This window comes from Marinobacter flavimaris, from assembly GCF_002933295.1.
In the GTDB taxonomy this organism is placed as follows: Bacteria; Pseudomonadota; Gammaproteobacteria; order Pseudomonadales; family Oleiphilaceae; genus Marinobacter; species Marinobacter flavimaris.
Map to the genome: position 1 here is coordinate 695952 of NZ_PSSW01000001.1, position 18890 is coordinate 714841.

Here is an 18890-nt window from a genome sequence, read left to right on the forward strand (position 1 = left end):
GATCAAAGCCCTTTTCGGGGCGATGCGTTGACCAGGAATGGCAGCGCTTCAGCCACAGGTACATCCTGTTTTTCCGCATCCTTTCTGCCCTTGTACTCCAGGGTTCCGGCTGCCAGACCACGCTCGGAAACCACGAACCGGTGCGGGATACCAATCAATTCCATATCGGCAAACTTCACGCCCGGGCGCTCTTTGCGGTCGTCCAGAAGCACATCGTAACCGGCCTGGCGTAGCTGTTCATAAAGCTTTTCGCCGGCCTCGGCAACGGTCGGTGACTTATGGGCGTTCAGAGTAACAATGGCCACCTGGAAAGGCGCAATGGCATCGGGCCAGATGATGCCGTTTTCATCGTGGTTCTGTTCAATGGCTGCGGCAACAACCCGGGAAACACCCAGGCCGTAACAGCCCATGTCCATAATCACGGTTTTGCCGTTTTCATCGAGAACCGTGGCGTTCATGGCAGTGCTGTACTTGTTGCCAAGTTTGAAGATGTGGCCCACTTCAATGCCGCGCCGGATCTCCAGAGTGCCCTTGCCATCCGGGCTGGGGTCGCCCTCAACCACGTTGCGCAGGTCTTCCACCCGTTCAAGCGCAGCATCTCTCTCCCAGTTCACGCCGGTAAGGTGGAAGCCTTCCCGGTTGGCGCCGCAAACAAAGTCCGCCAGATGCGCGGCACTGCGGTCCACAATGACGGGCACGTTGAGGTTTACCGGTCCGATAGATCCGGGCTTGCAGCCGACAGCCTGTTCGATTTCCTCATCGGTGGCCATTGTCAGAGGCTCGGCAACGCCGGCCAGGTTTTCGGCCTTGATCTCGTTCAGGGTGTGATCGCCCCGCAGAACCAGTGCAACCAGCCCGGAGCTGCCGTCTTCGTCGGCTTCCGCCTTCACCAGCAGGGTTTTGACCGTGCGGGTGGCGTCAATGCCCAGCAGCTGTGATACCGCGTCGATGGTTTTCTGGTCCGGCGTGGCGACTTCCTTCATTTCCTCGACCGGAGCAGGGCGGGTGCCGCTCGGGGCTACTGTTTCTGCTTTCTCGATGTTGGCCGCGTAATCGCTCCCGGTGCTGAACACGATGTCATCTTCACCTGAAGATGCAAGCACGTGAAACTCGTGGGATGCGCTGCCACCAATGGCCCCGGAGTCCGCCTGTACCGCACGGTAATCCAGGCCGAAACGGTCGAAAATGGCGCAGTAGGTGCGGTGCATCAATTCGTAGGTTTCGTTCAGGGACTCGGCGTTCAGATGGAAGGAATAAGCGTCCTTCATCAGGAATTCCCGGGCGCGCATCACGCCAAACCGGGGGCGACGCTCGTCCCGGAATTTGGTCTGAACCTGGTAGAAGTTGGCTGGCAACTCCTTGTAGCTGCTGATCTCATTCCGGATCAGGTCGGTAATGACCTCTTCGTGGGTCGGTCCGAAACAGAAATCACGGCCATGACGGTCTTTCATTCGCAGCAGTTCGCCGCCGTACTGGGTCCAGCGTCCGGATTCCTCCCAGAGTTCGGCCGGCTGGACCGCAGGCATCAACACTTCCTGAGCGCCACTCTTGTCCATTTCTTCGCGAACGATTCGCTCGACCTTGCGCAGGGTACGCAGGCCCATTGGCAACCAGGTGTATAGCCCGGCGGCCAGTTTGCGAATCATGCCGGCACGCAACATCAACTGATGACTGATGATCTCGGCGTCGGCGGGGGTCTCTTTCTGGGTGGCAATCAGGTAGCGGCTTGCTCGCATCGTGTCTTCCGTTTGTAATAAATCTGAAGTGTTAGACTAATGGACAGGCGGCGGTTGGCCCGCCGGAGCCTTTATTTGTCGTAAAGTGGCCATTATTGTACGGAGCCTGTTGCACAAGGTACAGATGATGACCGACGAATCTATTGATGTCGCCCCGCGGCGCCGGCCGGTTCAGGCCCGCAGCCGGGAGCGCGTCAACACCATCCTTCGCCATGCCGCCGCCATTTTTCATGAGACTGGTGTCGATGCTGCGAGCATGTCAGCCATTGCCCGACAATCGGGCATGTCGCTGGCTTCTCTCTACCGCTACTTTCCCAACAAGGCGGCCATCGTCCATGCCATTGCCGAACAGCACGTGGAGAAGATGGAGCGGGCTCTGCGGGAGCGGTTGCAGGAACTGAACCTCAGCGATGCGGTAGACGTTCTCATCGATCAGTTTTATGAGTTCTATCGCCACGAGCCTGCCTACTCGGCGATCTGGAGTGGTGTAGAGGCAATGCCTGAGCTGAGGGAGCTGGATCTGAGAGAGCTGTACACCAACGCCCGCGATCTGGACCGGAAACTCAAAGAGGAGTGTCCCCGGATTCCTGATGATCGGCGCTGGACCGCAAGCCTTTTGCTGCCAAGGTCCGCCGGCACTGTCCTCCGGCTGGCGGTAACTCTGCCCGACGCCCAGGGTCGACAACTGGTGGAGGAGCTCAAATGCATGGCAAGGGCTTACGTCCGCGAGCTCGTCGCCTGAGTCAGGAAAGGTACCCCAATGGCAGGGCAGTACTGTCGATCACTCGCCGGAGCACGAAGCTGGAGTGCACGCCGCTGACGCCCTGAATGCGGGTAATGCGGTTCAGCAGGAAATGGTGGTAATGGTCCATGTCCGGTACCACCACCTTCAGCATGTAATCGGCGTCCTGGCCGGTAATTAGGTAGCACTCCTGCACCTCCGGGTACTCGGCAACCTGCTCTTCAAACGCCGCGAAACGCTCGGGTGTATGCCGATCCATGCCAATCAGGATGATTGCCGTCAGAGAAAGGCCAAGTTTCTTGTGGTCCAGAATGGTGACGGTTCTGACGATGATACCGGCATCCTCAAGGGCCCGTACACGACGGAGACAGGGCGAAGGGGATAGCCCGACTTTCTCAGCCAGCTCCTGGTTGGTCAGGGAGCCATCCTGCTGGATCTGTTCGAGGATTCGGCGGTCCATCTTGTCAATTTTGGCGAGGGTTTTCTTGTTTTCGGTCATAAAATTCCAAGAATGGCGTTTATCAGGCAATTTATAGGTTAGAAAATACGCTTCCTCGCTCAAGTTCGCAATCAAATACCAGCTTTTTCGCGTTAACCTGTACCCATCAAAGAATTCACTTCTGAAACCGCAAGGAATTACACGCATGGCTTTCGATCATCGCAAATACGTTGCGTTCAAACCTGTTGCCAAAACCGATCGTCGCTGGCCGGTCAAGGTCATCGAGAAGGCGCCAACCTGGTGTGCCGTAGATCTTCGGGATGGTAATCAGGCACTGGTGAAGCCCATGTCTGTTGCCCAGAAAACGCGGATGTTCGAATTGCTGGTGAAGTTGGGTTTCAAGGAAATCGAGATTGGCTTTCCCGCTGCCAGCCAGCCGGATTTCGATTTCTGCCGCAAGCTGATTGAAGAAAATCGCATTCCCGAGGATGTGAAGATACAGGTGCTGACCCAGGCCCGTCCTGAGCTGATCGAGCGTACCTATGAAGCATTGGCCGGCGCCCGAAAGGCAATCGTGCATGTCTACAATTCTACTTCCACGGTTCAGCGGGAGCAGGTGTTTGGTTTGGATCGTGACGGTATCAGGGACATTGCCGTCAACGGAGCCAAACTGGTTCGCGACATCGCCGCGCGCCACCCGGAGACCGAGTGGACGTTCCAGTATTCACCGGAGAGCTTTACCGGTACCGAGCTGGATTTTGCCGCGGAGGTGATTGATGCCGTGAGCGAGGTCTGGCGGCCGGAGGAAGGGCAGCCAATGATTATCAACCTGCCTGCCACCGTTGAGATGGCGACACCGAATGTGTTCGCCGACCAGATCGAGTGGATCTGCGACCACATCCAGCGCCGTGAACATATCAGTATCAGCGTGCATACCCACAATGATCGCGGCTGTGCCGTAGCCGCCGCCGAACTGGCGGTAATGGCAGGGGCCGATCGGGTCGAGGGCACATTGATGGGGAACGGTGAGCGCACCGGCAACATGGATCTGGTGACCATGGCCATGAACCTTTACTCCCAGGGCATTGATCCCACGCTGGATCTGTCGGGCATGGCGGAGATCACCGAAGTGGTTGAGGCCTGTACGGAGATTTCCACTCATCCACGCCATCCCTACGCCGGCGAACTGGTGTTCACCGCGTTCTCCGGCAGCCATCAGGATGCCATTCGCAAGTGTCTGGCGCGCCGCAAGGATGGCGAAACCTGGAATGTGGCGTATCTGCCCATCGACCCGTTCGATGTTGGTCGCCGCTATGAGGAAGTGGTTCGCATCAACAGCCAGTCTGGTAAGGGCGGTGTCGCCTATGTACTGGAGCGGGATTACAACATCAGTCTGCCTCGCTGGTTGCAGATCGAGTTCAGCAAGGTGGTCCAAAGAGAGGCGGAAACCAACGGTGGCGAGATTGACTCGCTGACCATTCATCGCCTGTTCGAGGATCGCTATCTGAAAGTCCACGCCGACTGGGCGCTGCGCTCCTACGACCTGCACCGGGACGAAGAGGGTGTGCATGCCGAGGTGTCGGTGGGTCGCGATGCATCGCCGGTTCGTCTGGATGGCCATGGGCTGGGCGCAGTGGAGGCTGTATCTGAGGCGCTGGAGAAGCGCTTTGGTATCTCCATTGCTGTCGAGGCTTACGACGAGTTTGCGCTGGGTGAGGGCACCAATGCCAACGCACTGGCCTGTATTCGCTTGACCGCAAGCGGTATGCATTGCAGCGCTGCGGCACTGGCCGAAGACACAACATCTGCTACCTTGCAGGCCTTGTTCTCGGCAGTCGCCCAGGCAGTGGGTATCGAAATGCCTGAGACGGAAGCGGAACCTGAAACGGCGGGTGCCTGAAAAACCTGCCGTCCTGACGACACAAGCCGGCACGAATGCCGGCTTGTTGGTTTTCCGATGCCCGTGAGGGGCAAAGGACGGAGCGTATACCCTTAGACCGGGGTAACGTTTTCCGCCTGCGGGCCTTTCGGGCCCTGTGTTACGGTGAACTGCACCTGCTGGCCTTCGGTCAGGGTGCGGAAACCGCTTGCATTGATTGCGCTGTAGTGAACAAACACGTCGCTGCCACCGTCCTGAGCAATGAAGCCAAAGCCTTTGGACTCGTTAAACCACTTAACGTGGCCGGTTTTAGTATCGGACATTGATCTTTCCTGTCTTTCTGTAATTTGCCCTCACGGGACCTTCAAAATTCCACATGGAATCGTTGCTGAGAAATCCAGAGAGTACTGAGGAAGGGGCAACGAAGAGCACTTCGGCAGGACGTTGAAACGCATTCACCAAATACCGCTGTATTTTCACAGCAATTTCAGTATAGACCGACTTTGGGGGGCGTCAACGAAATTTTTGCAGCTTTCGTGAAGGTTTTATTGCCGGCAAAAACAACAGGTTGGGATTTGATTGGGTAAAAATTGCCCGCCCCCGGTTCGGGCGGGGCGGGCAGCATTCACGGTGGCTCTGTCAGCGGCGGAACTGCTCGCTGATTTCTTCCAGAATGGCAGGGTCATCAATGGTGCTGGGCACCGAGTATTCCTCGCCATCGGCAATCTGGCGGATGACCCGTCTGAGGATCTTGCCGGAACGGGTCTTGGGCAGGCGATCAACCACCAGGGCGCGGCGGAAACAGGCGATGGCGCCAATCTTGTCTCGAACCATCTCCACCAGCTCGTCTTCCAGTTCGTCATGGTCGATGGTTGCGCCGTCCTTGATCAGAACCAGCCCTATGGGGATCTGCCCTTTCATATCATCGTGCGCACCCACGACGCAGCACTCTGCTATGGCCGGGTGGGAAGCGACGACTTCCTCCATCTCACCGGTAGAGAGCCGGTGGCCAGCGACATTGATAACGTCATCGGTACGACCCATAACGAACACGTACCCGTCATCGTCAATAAAGCCGCCGTCGCCGGAGCTGTAGAATCCCGATATCGGTTCCAGGTAGGTTTTGCGGAATCGCTCATCGTCGCCCCAGACTGTTATCATACAGCCGGGTGGCAGTGGCAGTTTTACAGCAATCTGACCCTGCTCGCCGGCGGGCATCTGGCTGCCGTTCATGTCCACTACCTGCACGTTGTAGCCAGGGGAGGGAACGGTTGCCGAACCTGGTTTGGTCGCCATTAACTCTATTCCCACCGGATTACAGCAAATGGCCCAACCGGTTTCGGTCTGCCACCAGTGGTCGAGAACCGGCAGGCCAGTGTGCTCTTTCAGCCACTCATAGGTGGCGGGATCGAGTCGCTCGCCGGCCAGGAACAGTCTTTTCAGTGAACTGATGTCGTAGCGTGAAAGTTGGTCTGCTTCCGGATCTTCCTTGCGGACGGCCCGGAATGCGGTCGGGGCAGTGAACAGCATGTTCACTTTGTGATCCTGAACCACTCGCCAGAAGGCGCCGGCATCCGGTGTTTTCACCGGCTTGCCCTCGTACATGATGGTCGTGCAACCCGCAAACAATGGCGCGTAGACGATGTAGCTGTGGCCGACGACCCAGCCAACGTCAGAGGCAGCCCAGTAAACATCGCCGGGTTTGGCGTCGTAGACCAGCTTCATGCTGTAGTTCAGCGCAACCGCATGACCACCGTTGTCGCGCACCACACCTTTGGGTTTACCGGTGGTGCCTGAAGTGTAAAGAATATAGAGCGGGTCTGTTGATTTGACGGGCACCGGGTCGGCTGGTTCGGCCGTTTCCATCAATTCGTTCCAGTCGTGGTCACGGCCAGCCTGAAGTTCGGCCTGTACCTGTTGGCGCTGGTAAACGATGCAGGTTTCCGGCTTGTGGCTGGCCTGATCAATGGCCTTGTCGACCAGGGGCTTGTACTCGATCACACGGGTGACTTCGATGCCACAGGAAGCGGTAATCACAGCCTTCGGTTTGGCGTCATCGATGCGAACCGCAAGCTCATGGGCTGCAAAGCCGCCGAAGACCACAGAATGAATGGCGCCAATTCGCGCGCAGCCGAGCATTGCAATGACGGCTTCCGGAATCATCGGCATGTAGATGATGACCCGGTCGCCCTTGGTGATGCCACGGTCTTTGAGGGCTCCAGCGAACCGGGCCACTTCATCGGTCAGCTCGTTGTAGGTGTAGGAGCGCTGGGTATTGGTAACCGGAGAATCGTAGATCAGGGCTTTCTGGTCGCCACGCCCTGCACGGATGTTGGCATCCAGTGCCACATCGCAAGTGTTCAGAGTGCCGTCGGGGAACCACTGCCCGTGCCCATTGTCGGTTGGCTGCCAGATGGTTTTCGGCGGTTCGATCCAGTCAATTTTTTCCGCCTGTTCACGCCAGAATTCGTCCGGTTTGTCTATCGACCGCCGGAACTCTGAGTGGTAGTCCATACATTCCACCTCATCCTGCCTGTTGTTGTTTTAATACGTTTCCTGACAACTTTAGGCCGTTTTAAATCATGGACTAGTAGACCATTGGCTTAGTCTTGGGGCTCTAGGGGCCAGTTTCTTCTGCAGATTTGACCGAAGTCACCTTCGCAGTCATTTCACCCCGTGCAACGTGGGCTGAGATGGTGTCGCCGGGATTAACGTTTGTGGCATCCCTAATAATGTTTCCGTTGTTGTCGCGCACGATGGAATAACCCCGTCCAAGGGTCGCAAGGGGGCTGACCACATTCAGAGTCTGCGCCGCATGTTCCAGGTTGTCGCGACGCTGTTTCAGGTCCTGCTGCATGACCGAAACCAATCGCTCGCTCACGCGCCGCAGCGCGTCCTGGCTATCCGAGAGCTGGCGGTGTGGCGACTGCATGACCAGTCTCTGGCGCAGGTGATCATTGCGCACGCCAACGGTTGTCAGGCGCTGTCGAATAGCTTTTCGGAGGCGCAGTTCGAGCTCATCCATTCGCTGGGCTTTCTCCAGAAGCTCCCTTCTTGGGTCGCGCAACCGGGCGCTCAGATGTCCGAGCTGGGTGCCCAGGCGCTTCAGGGCCAGGCCCATGGCGTTGGACAGGCGGAATTCCCGGTCTCTTAGCTGTTTAAGCCAGTCTGACTGGTCCGGCGAAATCTTTTCGGCGGCCGCGGAGGGCGTCGGGGCCCGAAGATCAGCCACGAAATCGGCAATGGTTACATCGACCTCGTGACCAACCGCACTGACCGTGGGGATCCGGCAAGCGGCAATCGCGCGGGCGACCGCTTCTTCATTGAAGCACCAGAGATCCTCCAGAGAGCCACCGCCACGGCCGATAATCAGGACATCGGCAACGCCGTGGTTCTGTGCGGCTTCGATGGCTCGTACGATGTCAGCGGTCGCCGCCTTGCCCTGAACGGCAGTGGGGTAGAGCGTTACGGGTATAGCGGGGCACCGCCGGGCGAGAACGGTGAGTATGTCGTGGATCGCGGCGCCGGTGGGTGAGGTGACGACACCGATGTGCCTGGGCAGTGAGGGCAGCGGTTTCTTGCTGGCCTGTTCAAACAGTCCTTCGGCCAGCAATTTCCGCTTGAGCTCCTCGAAGGCCTGTTGGAGGGCGCCGAGCCCCGCAGGTTCGACGTGTTCAACGATAATCTGGAAGTCGCCGCGGTTCTCGTAAAGAGTGACCTTGCCGCGGATCCGGACCTGATCGCCCTCTTTCGGTGGTGTGCGGATGCGCTGGTTCATGCCCCGGAACATGGCGCATCGCACCTGGCATTTCCGGTCTTTCAGGGAAAAATACCAGTGGCCGGACGAGGGGCGAGAAAATCCGGAGAGTTCACCTTCCACCCACACCTGCATAAAGCTCGATTCCAGAAGATGTCTGGCCTGGTGGTTGAGCTCGCTGACGCTGAGTGCCCGGGGGCGGGTGTCCTGAAGATGCGGCGTCGCCGGTCCTGATCCGTCGTTATACATACGCAATAGCCGAAAAGAGGGAGGGTAAAAATAGCGAAATTTCAAAAAGATGCAATCGAACCTTAAAAAAGGGCCGGTTTACTGTCTTCGAGAGCCCCATTATAATAGATCGATTAAGGATTTTGCTTTGTCGTACCGCCGCGGGTACGGCACGGAAATTCCCAACTTAGCACGATCAAAAGGCGGATCCCAATGCTGCGAATTGCCGAAGAAGCCCTCACATTTGATGACGTTCTGCTGGTTCCCGGATATTCAGAAGTGCTGCCCCACGAGGTTAGCCTGCAAACCCAACTGACCAAGGGTATCACCCTCAACATTCCTCTTCTGTCTTCCGCCATGGATACCGTTACCGAGGCAGAATTGGCTATCGCCATGGCTCAGGAAGGCGGTATCGGCATCATGCACAAGAACATGACCGTTGAGCAACAGGCGGCAGCCGTCCGCAAGGTCAAGAAGTTCGAGAGTGGCGTGGTGAAGGATCCGATTACAGTTTCGCCCGAGACAACGGTTCGCGAACTGGTAGATATCACCATGGCGAACAGCATCTCCGGTCTTCCGGTGGTGGACGGCCACGACCTGATCGGTATCGTCACTGGCCGCGACATCCGTTTTGAAAGCCGGATGGACACGCTGGTTCGGGATATCATGACGCCGAAGGAAAAGCTGGTTACGGTCAAGGAAGGCGCCTGTCTCGAGGAAGTGAAAGAGCTGCTGCATCGCCATCGGATCGAGAAGGTTCTGGTCGTTAACGATAACTTCGAGCTGCGCGGCCTGATCACGGTCAAGGATATCCAGAAGGCGAAAGATTACCCGCTGGCGTGTAAAGACGATCAGGGTCGTTTGAGAGTTGGCGCGGCCGTGAGCACCGGTGGCGACACCGAAGCCCGCATTACCGCACTGGCCGAAGCCGGGGTCGACGTGATCGTGGTGGATACCGCTCACGGTCATTCCCGTGGTGTGATGGAGCGCGTGCGCTTTATCAAGAAGAATTTCCCCGATGTGCAGGTGATTGGCGGCAACATCGCCACGTCACACGCGGCGCTCGCCCTGGCGGAAGCCGGCGCGGATGCAGTAAAGGTAGGCATTGGCCCCGGTTCCATCTGCACCACCCGTATTGTGGCGGGTATTGGTGTGCCCCAGATTTCTGCGGTTTCCAACGTGGCCGCAGCGTTGAAAGAGCATGGAGTCCCGGTAATCGCTGATGGCGGTATCCGTTTCTCCGGTGATATTGCCAAAGCCATTGCCGCAGGCGCCCATAGCGTCATGATCGGTAGCCTTTTGGCAGGTACCGATGAGGCACCTGGCGAAGTGGAGCTGTTCCAGGGCCGCAGTTACAAGGCCTATCGTGGCATGGGTTCCATCGGCGCCATGGGGCAGGGCTCCAGCGATCGTTACTTCCAGGACGCCAGTAAGGGTATCGAGAAACTGGTTCCTGAAGGCATCGAAGGCCGCGTTGCCTGCAAAGGTCCGATGCGTAACATCGTTCACCAGCTGGTTGGTGGCCTGCGGGCTGCCATGGGCTACACCGGTAGCGCCACCATGGAAGAAATGCGCACCAAGCCTGAATTCGTGCGCATCACCAACGCGGGTATGCGTGAGAGCCATGTGCACGACGTGACCATCACTAAAGAATCGCCCAACTACCGTATCGGTTAACCATTGCCCTACCAGACGCGGCCCCCAGAGGGCCGCGTTGTTTATTCAGCCCCGAGGACTCCATGGCCCAGAACATCCACGACCACCGCATCCTGATTCTCGATTTCGGTTCCCAGTACACCCAGCTGATTGCCCGCCGTGTTCGCGAGATCGGCGTTTACTGTGAGATCAAAGCGTTCGATATCACCGATGACGAGCTTAATGAGTTCAATCCGAAGGGGATTATTCTTGCTGGCGGTCCGGAGTCGGTAACTCAGCTGGGCGGTCCCCGGGCGCCGGAAGGGCTGTTTGACCGCGGTATCCCGATTCTCGGCATCTGCTACGGCATGCAGACTATGGCGGAGCAGCTTGGAGGCCGCGTTGCCAGTTCCGAGAAACGCGAGTTCGGTTATGCCCAGGTGAAGGTTCGCGCCAAGGGTCCGCTGCTGGCGGATATTACCGATCATCTGACGCCGGCTGGTGAGTCGCTGCTGGACGTGTGGATGAGCCACGGTGACAAGGTGGTGGCGATGCCTGAAGGCTTCGAGTTACTGGCCTCCACCGAGAGCGCGCCAATTTCCGCGATGCAGGATCTCAGCCGGAACCTTTACGGCGTCCAGTTCCACCCCGAAGTAACCCACACCCTTCAGGGCAAGCGGATTCTCGAGCATTTCATCCTGACTATCTGCAAATGCGAAGCCCTCTGGACGCCGGCCAAGATCGTCGATGATGCGGTTCAGCAAATTCGCGAGCAAGTCGGCAGCGACAAGGTATTGCTGGGCTTGTCGGGTGGCGTCGATTCCTCGGTGACGGCAGCATTGCTGCACCGGGCAATCGGTGATCAGCTCACTTGTGTGTTTGTGGACAACGGTCTCTTGCGTCTTCATGAAGGCGACCAGGTGATGGACATGTTCGCCAGCAACATGGGCGTAAAAGTGATTCGGGTTGATGCCGAAGACCTGTTCCTGTCGAAGCTAAAAGGGGTCAATGATCCAGAGCAGAAACGCAAGATCATCGGCAATACCTTTATCGACGTGTTCGACGATGAAGCGGCCAATATCAAGGACGTGAACTGGCTGGCACAGGGCACGATCTATCCGGACGTGATCGAGTCTGCTGCGTCCAAGACCGGCAAGGCGCACGTTATTAAGTCCCACCACAATGTGGGCGGCCTGCCGGAAACCATGAAAATGAAGCTGGTGGAACCCTTGCGTGAGCTGTTCAAGGATGAGGTGCGCCGGATCGGCCTTGAGCTCGGTTTGCCATACGACATGGTGTACCGTCACCCGTTCCCGGGGCCGGGTCTGGGCGTACGTATTCTCGGTGAAGTTAAAAAGGAATATGCCGATATCCTGCGCCGCGCCGACGCCATTTTCCTGGAGGAACTCCACCGTGCGGATTTCTACCACAAGACGAGCCAGGCCTTTGCAGTATTCCTGCCGGTCAAGTCGGTTGGCGTGGTAGGTGACGCCCGTCGCTATGAATACGTGGTGGCTCTTCGTGCTGTTGAAACCATCGATTTCATGACCGCCCGCTGGGCGCATCTGCCTTACGATCTCCTTGAGACCGTTTCCAACCGGATCATCAATGAGATCACCGGTGTATCCCGGGTAACCTACGATGTTTCGTCCAAGCCGCCCGCAACCATCGAGTGGGAATAATCGACGGGTGAGCCGGTCCGATGTCTGAGGCGACGCCGGAAGACAAGCGCTGGATGAATCGCGCGCTCCAGCTGGCTGGTGAGGCTGCAGCAAAGGGCGAAGTGCCTGTCGGTGCCGTGGTGGTTCTGGATGGCAAGGAAATCGGCGCGGGTTTTAACGCGCCCATTTCCGGTTGCGATCCCACGGCCCATGCCGAAATCAGGGCGCTGCGCGATGCCGCCGCCCGGGTGGGCAATTATCGGCTGCCGGATGCCACGCTTTACGTTACTCTGGAGCCCTGTACCATGTGCGTGGGTGCTATCGTCCACGGCAGAATCAGTCGGCTTGTCTATGGGGCTCGTGAGCCCAAGGCCGGTGCAATAGAATCTGCACGCCGGACACTCGAAGAGCCCCATCTGAACTGGGACGTGACCGCCGTTGGCGGCGTGTTGTCAGATCAGTGCAGCCAGGTGATCAGTGAGTTTTTCAGTCGGCGACGGGCAGAGATCCGGCGTCTGCGCAAACAGAATTCAGGGAAGGAGTAGTTTTCGCCTATGAAAGTCCTCGTTACCGGCGGAGCCGGATATATTGGCAGTCACGTGGTCCGTCAGCTGGGCCGGGCCGGTCACGATATCGTTGTTTTCGATAACCTCTCCACTGGCTACCGCTGGGCGGTCACCGCCGGCGAACTGGTGGTCGGGGATCTGGCCGATGAAGCGGCAATCGAAGATCTGTTCTCCCGTCACCGGTTTGAGGCGGTTCTGCATTTCGCTGCCAATATTGTGGTGCCGGAGTCTGTCGCCAACCCCCTGAAGTACTACAGCAACAATACCCGCAATACCCTGAACCTCCTGAAAGCGGTCGAAAAGCACGAAGTGCCGTACATGGTGTTTTCCTCCACCGCGGCCGTCTATGGTATGCCCGAGCAGACGGTGCTCACTGAGGATCTGCCGCTGGCCCCGATCAACCCCTACGGCGCGTCCAAGATGATGAGCGAGCGGATGATCATGGATCTGGCCGCAGCCTCCAGCCTCAATTATGTGATTCTCCGTTACTTCAATGTAGCAGGCGCGAATACGGAAGGGCTGCTGGGGCAGGCCACACCTGAAGCCACGCATCTGATCAAGGTCGCCTGTGAGTGCGTGACGGAACAGCGGGAAGGCATGAGTGTCTTCGGCACCGATTACGATACCCGGGACGGCACCTGCATTCGCGACTACATCCACGTGGAGGACCTGGCCAAGGCCCACGTGATGGCGCTGGACTACATGGCAGATGGTGGTCATTCGAAGGTCATGAACTGCGGTTATGGTCGCGGCTTTACGGTCCGGGAAGTGATTGATGTGGTCAAGTCGCAATCCGGCGTTGATTTTCCGGTCACCGAAACCGGCCGCCGCGCCGGCGACCCGGCAGCATTGATGGCTGACAACACACTTATCCGCCAGACCCTGGGCTGGCAGCCGGACTACGACAATCTGGATACCATTGTCGGCACAGCTCTGGCTTGGGAAGCGATCTGGCAGAAGAAAAAAGCTGACGACACCCCATAACTTTTCTTTACTTGTATCGGGATTTAAAGGATGAAAATAACGATTTTTGGAACCGGTTATGTTGGCCTGGTTACTGGTGCTTGCCTGGCGGATGTTGGCCACGACGTTCTCTGTATGGACGTGGACCAGGGCAAAATTGAAAAGCTCAAGAATGGCCAGATTCCCATCTATGAGCCGGGCCTCGACAATATCGTAAAGCACACCGTTGAGGCAGGCCGCCTGTCCTTCACAACCGATACCGAAGAGGCCGTTCGTCACGGCACACTCCAATTTATCGCCGTGGGCACGCCCCCGGACGAAGACGGTTCTGCCGACCTCCAGTATGTAACCGCGGTAGCCCGTTCCATCGGAGAGTTCATGGAGGACTACAAGGTAGTCGTCGACAAGTCCACGGTGCCGGTCGGCACCGGCGACAAGGTCCGGACTGCGGTTCGTGCCCAGCTCGACCGTCGTGGCCTGGAACTGGATTTCGACGTGGTGTCCAACCCCGAGTTTCTCAAGGAAGGGGCGGCTATCAACGATTTCATGAAGCCTGACCGCATTGTTGTCGGTACCGACAGCGAGCGGGCTGCGGAACTGCTGCGGGAGGTCTACTACCCGTTCAACCGGAATCATGACCGCATGATCTTTATGGACCTGCGGTCTGCCGAGCTCACCAAGTACGCGGCCAACTCCATGCTGGCCACCAAGATCAGCTTTATGAACGAAATCGCCAACCTGGCAGAGCGACTGGGCGCTGATATCGAAGCCGTGCGCCGGGGCATTGGTTCCGACCCGCGGATTGGTTATCACTTCATCTACCCTGGTTGCGGTTACGGCGGTTCCTGCTTCCCGAAAGATGTTCAGGCCCTGGCCCGAACTGCCAGCGACTGCGGTTACGAAGCACGCTTGCTGAATGCGGTTGAATCGGTTAACTACGCCCAGAAACACGTGTTGTTCGACAAGATCAGCCACTATTTTGGTGGTGATCTCAATGGCAAGGTCGTTGCGCTTTGGGGGCTGGCGTTCAAGCCGAATACCGACGATATGCGCGAAGCTTCTTCCCGCACATTGATGGAAGATCTCTGGAAAGCCGGCGCCAGAGTGCAGGCTTTCGACCCGGAGGCTATGGAGGAAACCCAGCGAATCTACGGTGATCAGGAAGGCCTGACTCTGTGCGGCACGAAAGAGCAGGCGCTTAAAGGGGCAGACGTTCTCGCTATCTGCACCGAGTGGAAAGAGTTCCGGTCCCCAGACTTCGAATCCATTGCTGCGACCATTCGTGAACCTGTGGTCTTTGATGGCCGCAATCTCTACGAGCCGGAAATGCTGGATCGCTACGGCCTCATTTACTACGCCATTGGCCGTGGCCGCACCCAGTTCCACTCCGAGTAAACCCAGATAATCGAAGGATGAGTATGAGCGAACCGGCAGTTTTCCGGTTACACGAGCGACTGAAGGCTGACACGATTGGCCTTGGAAGCACCTCGCTTTGTGAAATCCGACTGATGAATGACAGCACCTGGCCCTGGGTGCTGTTGGTACCAGCTGTCACCGGCATCCGTGAGATCTACCAGTTGTCGGCGGACCAGCAGCACCAGCTGGTCCGCGAGTCCTCCGCGCTCAGCGGAGCCATGATGGATGTCTTCGGCGGCGACAAGATGAACGTCGCAGCCCTTGGCAACATGGTGCCCCAGCTTCATCTTCATCATATCGTGCGGTTCGAAGGCGACCCGGCCTGGCCGGGCCCTGTGTGGGGCAAGCAGGCGCCGGTTGCTTATTCCGATGAGGAGCTGGAGCAGGTTCGCTCAAGACTGGCCCCGGTTCTTACTGAGCTTGAGGCCGGTGTCTAGTTCGAAAGTGAGGTCAGTTGCGTTTCGCCAGAGTCTGGGAGCCGACCAGGATCATTCTTAGCTCGGTTTTCAGCTTGGCCTTCAGCTCATCACGTTCGGAAGCGGTTGCATCCAGCGCTTCTGCCCCCTGGTTGAATACGAGCGTTACCATGGCCTCAGCCACCAGCCTGGCTTCTGAGAGGGGCTTGTTCTGCTCGTCGGCGATCCGCCGCAGGTCATCGGCCAGTTCGGTCACAAAGTGGTCAATCTCGGCCTTTACGGCTGTCCGAAAAGGCTTGGAGACTCCGGTTCTTTCCCGAAGCATCAGCCGGAACAGGTTGGCATTGTTGCCGAGGTACTCCATGAAGGTTTCTACAGAAGTGGAGATGGCGCTGCCACCATCGCGGGCAATCCGCTTGCGGGCCTGACGCATTAGTTGTCTCAGGGCAACGCCGCCTTCGTCTACCAGAGCCAGGCCCAGTTCATCAAGCTCGGCAAAGTGCCGGTAAAAAGACGTGGGGGCGATGCCGGCTTCCCGAGCAACCTCCCGCAAACTCAGACTGCCAAAGCCCCGGTCCGCACTCAGTTGCGAGAGCGCCGCATCCATCAGTGCCCGCCGGGTTTTCTGTTTTTGCTCCGCTCTGGTGGCCAAGTTCAGACTCCATCTGCTGGTAAAAAAGAAGCATTCTAGCCGGCTGCCAACCTGCAGTCATCCGACCGCTTGATTTGCGTGCTCGCACGCCTGATTTTCACCGCCATTGTGTTTATAATGGGCGGCTTTTCCGCTATGGTCGCACCATTTTTCAAGCGATCCAGAACACGCACCATATTTGAACACATTAAACGTAACGGGAACCGGTATGCGCAGTCATTATTGCGGTGGGATCAACGAATCCCACATCGATCAGGAAGTCACACTTTGCGGATGGGTACACCGCCGTCGTGACCACGGTGGGGTTATCTTCCTGGATCTGCGGGATCGGGATGGTATGTCTCAGGTGGTTGTGGATCCTGATACCCCTGAGAGCTTTGCGCTTGCGGAAAAAGTCCGTAGCGAGTTCGTGATCAAGGTCACCGGCCGGGTGCGTCGTCGTCCTGCCGGAACCGAGAACAACAACATGCCGACCGGGCAGGTTGAGCTTCTGGGCAAGGAGCTGAGTATCCTGAACGCCGCGGCAACGCCGCCGTTCCCGCTGGATGAGCATGTCGACGTTGGCGAGGACGTGCGTCTGCGCTACCGGTTTGTGGACCTGCGTCGTCCGGAGATGATCAACCGCCTGCGTTTCCGTTCCCGTGTAACCAGTTATATCCGTAACTACCTCGACAGCAACGGCTTCATGGATGTGGAAACTCCTATCCTGACCCGTGCCACGCCGGAAGGCGCGCGGGATTACCTGGTGCCGAGCCGTACCCATGAAGGCTCCTTCTTCGCGCTTCCCCAGTCTCCCCAGCTGTTCAAGCAGCTGCTGATGGTGTCTGGTGTTGACCGCTACTACCAGATCGCCAAGTGTTTCCGGGATGAAGACCTGCGTGCGGATCGTCAGCCGGAGTTCACCCAGGTAGACATCGAGGCCTCTTTCATTGATGAAGAGACCCTGATGAAGCTGAACGAGGACATGATCCGGGCGCTGTTCAAGGACGTGCTGGAGGTTGAACTGCCGTCCTTCCCGCAAATGCCGTATGCCGAGGCAATGCAACGTTACGGCAGCGACAAGCCGGATCTGCGTATCCCGCTGGAGCTGCTGGATGTAAATGATCTGGTTGAAGGCGTGGACTTCAAGGTCTTCGCAGGTCCTGCCAAGGATCCGAAAGGTCGTGTGGCGGCTCTGCGTGTGCCGAAAGGCGGCGAGCTGACGCGCAAGCAGATTGACGACTACACCAAGTTTGTTAGTATCTACGGTGCCAAAGGTCTTGCCTATATCAAGGTCAATGACCTGTCCAAGGGCGTTGAAGGTCTGCAGTCCCCGATCATCAAGTTCCTGGGTGATGATGTTGCTCTGGCTATCATGGAGCGTGTGGGTGCCGAAGACGGCGACATCGTGTTCTTCGGCGCGGACAAGACCAACGTAGTCAATGAAGCCCTCGGCGCACTGCGGATCAAGATCGGTCACGATCTCGACATGCTGACTTCCGAGTGGGCGCCGCTCTGGGTTGTCGATTTCCCGATGTTCGAGGAAACTCCGGACGGCGGCCTGACCGCGATTCACCACCCGTTCACCGCGCCGTCCTGTAGTCCGGAAGATCTGGCCGCAGACCCCGCCAACGCGTTGTCCCGCGCCTACGATATGGTGTTGAACGGCACTGAATTGGGCGGCGGTTCTATCCGTATTCACGATGAGAAAATGCAGGAAGCGGTGTTCCGTATTCTGGGTATCGGTGAAGAGGAAGCCCGCGCCAAGTTCGGCTTCCTGCTGGATGCCCTGAAGTTTGGTTGCCCGCCCCATGGTGGTCTGGCGTTCGGCCTGGATCGCCTGGTCATGCTGATGACCGGCGCTTCGTCCATCCGTGACGTTATCGCATTCCCGAAAACCCAGAGTGCCACCTGTCTGATGACCCAGGCGCCGGGCGAAGTGGATGAGAAGCAGCTGCGTGAGTTGCATATCCGTCTGCGCAAGCCGTCAAAGCCGGTTGAAGGCAACAAGGCGGAAGCCGGTGAGGGCAACGAGTAAGTCAGTGATTTAAGGGAGGAGCTGTATGGCGGGTCACAGTAAGTGGGCCAACATCAAGCACCGCAAGGCGGAACAAGATGCCAAGCGGGGCAAGATCTTCACCAAAATCATTCGTGAGCTGACCGTGGCCGCGCGCCAGGGCGGGGGGAATCCCGATGATAATCCCCGCCTGCGCGCCGTCATCGACAAGGCGCTCACCGCCAATATGAAAAAAGACACCATCGAGCGCGCGGTTGAACGTGGCGCCGGTGGTGGCGATGATGACAACTACGAAGAGCTGACCTACGAAGGCTATGGCCCCGGTGGTGTGGCGATATTCGTGGAAGTCATGACCGACAACAAAAACCGGTCTGTGGCTGAAATCCGCCACGCGTTCAACAAGATGGGTGGCAATCTCGGTACCGACGGATCGGTTGCCTACCTGTTCAGCAAGCAGGGAATTATCAGCTACGGTCCGGAGTGGGAAGAGGACAGGCTGGTGGAAGCCGTACTCAGCGCCGGTGCCGAAGACCTTGCGGCCCAGGACGACGGTTCCTGGGAAATCGTAACCACACCCGAGCAGTTTCTGGACGTCAAGGAATCTCTGGTCAATGCGGGACTGGTGCCGGACAATGCTGAAGTAACCATGGTTCCATCCACGCGGGTTGAGCTGGATCGGGACGGCGCGGAAACCATCCTCAAGCTTATTGATATGCTCGAAGATCTGGACGATGTTCAGAATGTCTACCATAACGCGGATATCTCCGGCGACATCATGGAATCGCTTTGACCAGTCAGGAGCAT

General features: G+C 57.7%; 16 protein-coding genes. 10 read left to right on the forward strand and 6 right to left on the reverse strand.

The window, feature by feature from the left end:
• Nucleotides 1-2 precede the first annotated feature (2 nt).
• Nucleotides 3-1736 (reverse strand): proline--tRNA ligase, encoded by a 1734-nt coding sequence (locus MDHKLMBL_RS03235; protein ID WP_104270086.1) that lies wholly within the window; start codon nucleotides 1734-1736, stop codon nucleotides 3-5.
• Between the two features lie 127 nt (nucleotides 1737-1863).
• Here MDHKLMBL_RS03235 and MDHKLMBL_RS03240 point away from each other — a divergent pair, with 127 nt between their 5' ends.
• Nucleotides 1864-2478, forward strand: a complete 615-nt coding sequence (locus MDHKLMBL_RS03240; protein ID WP_041646252.1) for a TetR/AcrR family transcriptional regulator — start codon at nucleotides 1864-1866, stop codon at nucleotides 2476-2478.
• Nucleotide 2479: 1 nt separating this feature from the next.
• Here the strand turns inward: MDHKLMBL_RS03240 and MDHKLMBL_RS03245 are convergent, their stop codons facing one another.
• On the reverse strand, nucleotides 2480-2977 hold the full coding sequence (locus MDHKLMBL_RS03245; RefSeq protein ID WP_008169158.1) for an Lrp/AsnC family transcriptional regulator: 498 nt from the start codon (nucleotides 2975-2977) through the stop codon (nucleotides 2480-2482).
• Nucleotides 2978-3122: 145 nt separating this feature from the next.
• Between MDHKLMBL_RS03245 and leuA the strand changes: the two genes are divergently transcribed.
• Nucleotides 3123-4817, forward strand: a complete 1695-nt coding sequence (gene leuA, locus MDHKLMBL_RS03250; protein WP_104270087.1) for a 2-isopropylmalate synthase — start codon at nucleotides 3123-3125, stop codon at nucleotides 4815-4817.
• A 92-nt stretch (nucleotides 4818-4909) separates the two neighbouring features.
• Here leuA and MDHKLMBL_RS03255 read toward each other — a convergent pair whose 3' ends face one another.
• From MDHKLMBL_RS03255 to xseA, 3 genes are all read right to left on the reverse strand, one after another.
• Nucleotides 4910-5119: a cold-shock protein gene (locus MDHKLMBL_RS03255; RefSeq protein ID WP_008169155.1), complete on the reverse strand. Its 210-nt coding sequence runs from the start codon at nucleotides 5117-5119 to the stop codon at nucleotides 4910-4912.
• A gap of 316 nt (nucleotides 5120-5435) precedes the next feature.
• Nucleotides 5436-7319, reverse strand: coding sequence for a propionyl-CoA synthetase (locus tag MDHKLMBL_RS03260; protein ID WP_338063629.1), 1884 nt, complete (start codon nucleotides 7317-7319; stop codon nucleotides 5436-5438).
• Between the two features lie 94 nt (nucleotides 7320-7413).
• Nucleotides 7414-8802, reverse strand: coding sequence for an exodeoxyribonuclease VII large subunit (xseA, locus tag MDHKLMBL_RS03265; RefSeq protein WP_104270089.1), 1389 nt, complete (start codon nucleotides 8800-8802; stop codon nucleotides 7414-7416).
• 192 nt (nucleotides 8803-8994) lie between these two features.
• Between xseA and guaB the strand changes: the two genes are divergently transcribed.
• The 6 genes from guaB to MDHKLMBL_RS03295 all read left to right on the forward strand — a co-directional run bounded on the left by guaB (nucleotide 8995) and on the right by MDHKLMBL_RS03295 (nucleotide 15459).
• Nucleotides 8995-10458: an IMP dehydrogenase gene (gene guaB / locus MDHKLMBL_RS03270; RefSeq protein WP_008169151.1), complete on the forward strand. Its 1464-nt coding sequence runs from the start codon at nucleotides 8995-8997 to the stop codon at nucleotides 10456-10458.
• 62 nt (nucleotides 10459-10520) lie between these two features.
• Complete coding sequence (gene guaA, locus MDHKLMBL_RS03275) at nucleotides 10521-12098, forward strand: glutamine-hydrolyzing GMP synthase (RefSeq protein WP_053112197.1); 1578 nt, start codon at nucleotides 10521-10523, stop codon at nucleotides 12096-12098.
• Between the two features lie 20 nt (nucleotides 12099-12118).
• Nucleotides 12119-12622 carry a tRNA adenosine(34) deaminase TadA gene (gene tadA, locus MDHKLMBL_RS03280; protein WP_008169147.1) on the forward strand — a complete coding sequence of 168 codons (504 nt, stop codon included), beginning with the start codon at nucleotides 12119-12121 and terminating at the stop codon, nucleotides 12620-12622.
• 9 nt (nucleotides 12623-12631) lie between these two features.
• A complete protein-coding gene (gene galE / locus MDHKLMBL_RS03285) occupies nucleotides 12632-13627 on the forward strand; it encodes a UDP-glucose 4-epimerase GalE (protein ID WP_104270090.1) in 996 nt (331 codons plus the stop codon).
• A gap of 30 nt (nucleotides 13628-13657) precedes the next feature.
• Nucleotides 13658-15001, forward strand: a complete 1344-nt coding sequence (locus MDHKLMBL_RS03290; RefSeq protein ID WP_104270091.1) for a UDP-glucose dehydrogenase family protein — start codon at nucleotides 13658-13660, stop codon at nucleotides 14999-15001.
• 17 nt (nucleotides 15002-15018) lie between these two features.
• Nucleotides 15019-15459 (forward strand): HIT domain-containing protein, encoded by a 441-nt coding sequence (locus MDHKLMBL_RS03295; RefSeq protein ID WP_104270092.1) that lies wholly within the window; start codon nucleotides 15019-15021, stop codon nucleotides 15457-15459.
• A gap of 13 nt (nucleotides 15460-15472) precedes the next feature.
• On the opposite strand, the gene fabR is transcribed toward MDHKLMBL_RS03295, so the two are convergent.
• Nucleotides 15473-16090 carry an HTH-type transcriptional repressor FabR gene (gene fabR, locus MDHKLMBL_RS03300; protein ID WP_008169141.1) on the reverse strand — a complete coding sequence of 206 codons (618 nt, stop codon included), beginning with the start codon at nucleotides 16088-16090 and terminating at the stop codon, nucleotides 15473-15475.
• A 208-nt stretch (nucleotides 16091-16298) separates the two neighbouring features.
• Here fabR and aspS point away from each other — a divergent pair, with 208 nt between their 5' ends.
• The gene (gene aspS, locus MDHKLMBL_RS03305) at nucleotides 16299-18107 is read left to right on the forward strand and encodes an aspartate--tRNA ligase (protein WP_104270093.1); all 1809 of its coding nucleotides are present in this window, start codon (nucleotides 16299-16301) and stop codon (nucleotides 18105-18107) included.
• 25 nt (nucleotides 18108-18132) lie between these two features.
• Nucleotides 18133-18876, forward strand: a complete 744-nt coding sequence (locus tag MDHKLMBL_RS03310) for a YebC/PmpR family DNA-binding transcriptional regulator (protein WP_104270094.1) — start codon at nucleotides 18133-18135, stop codon at nucleotides 18874-18876.
• Nucleotides 18877-18890: the final 14 nt, after the last annotated feature.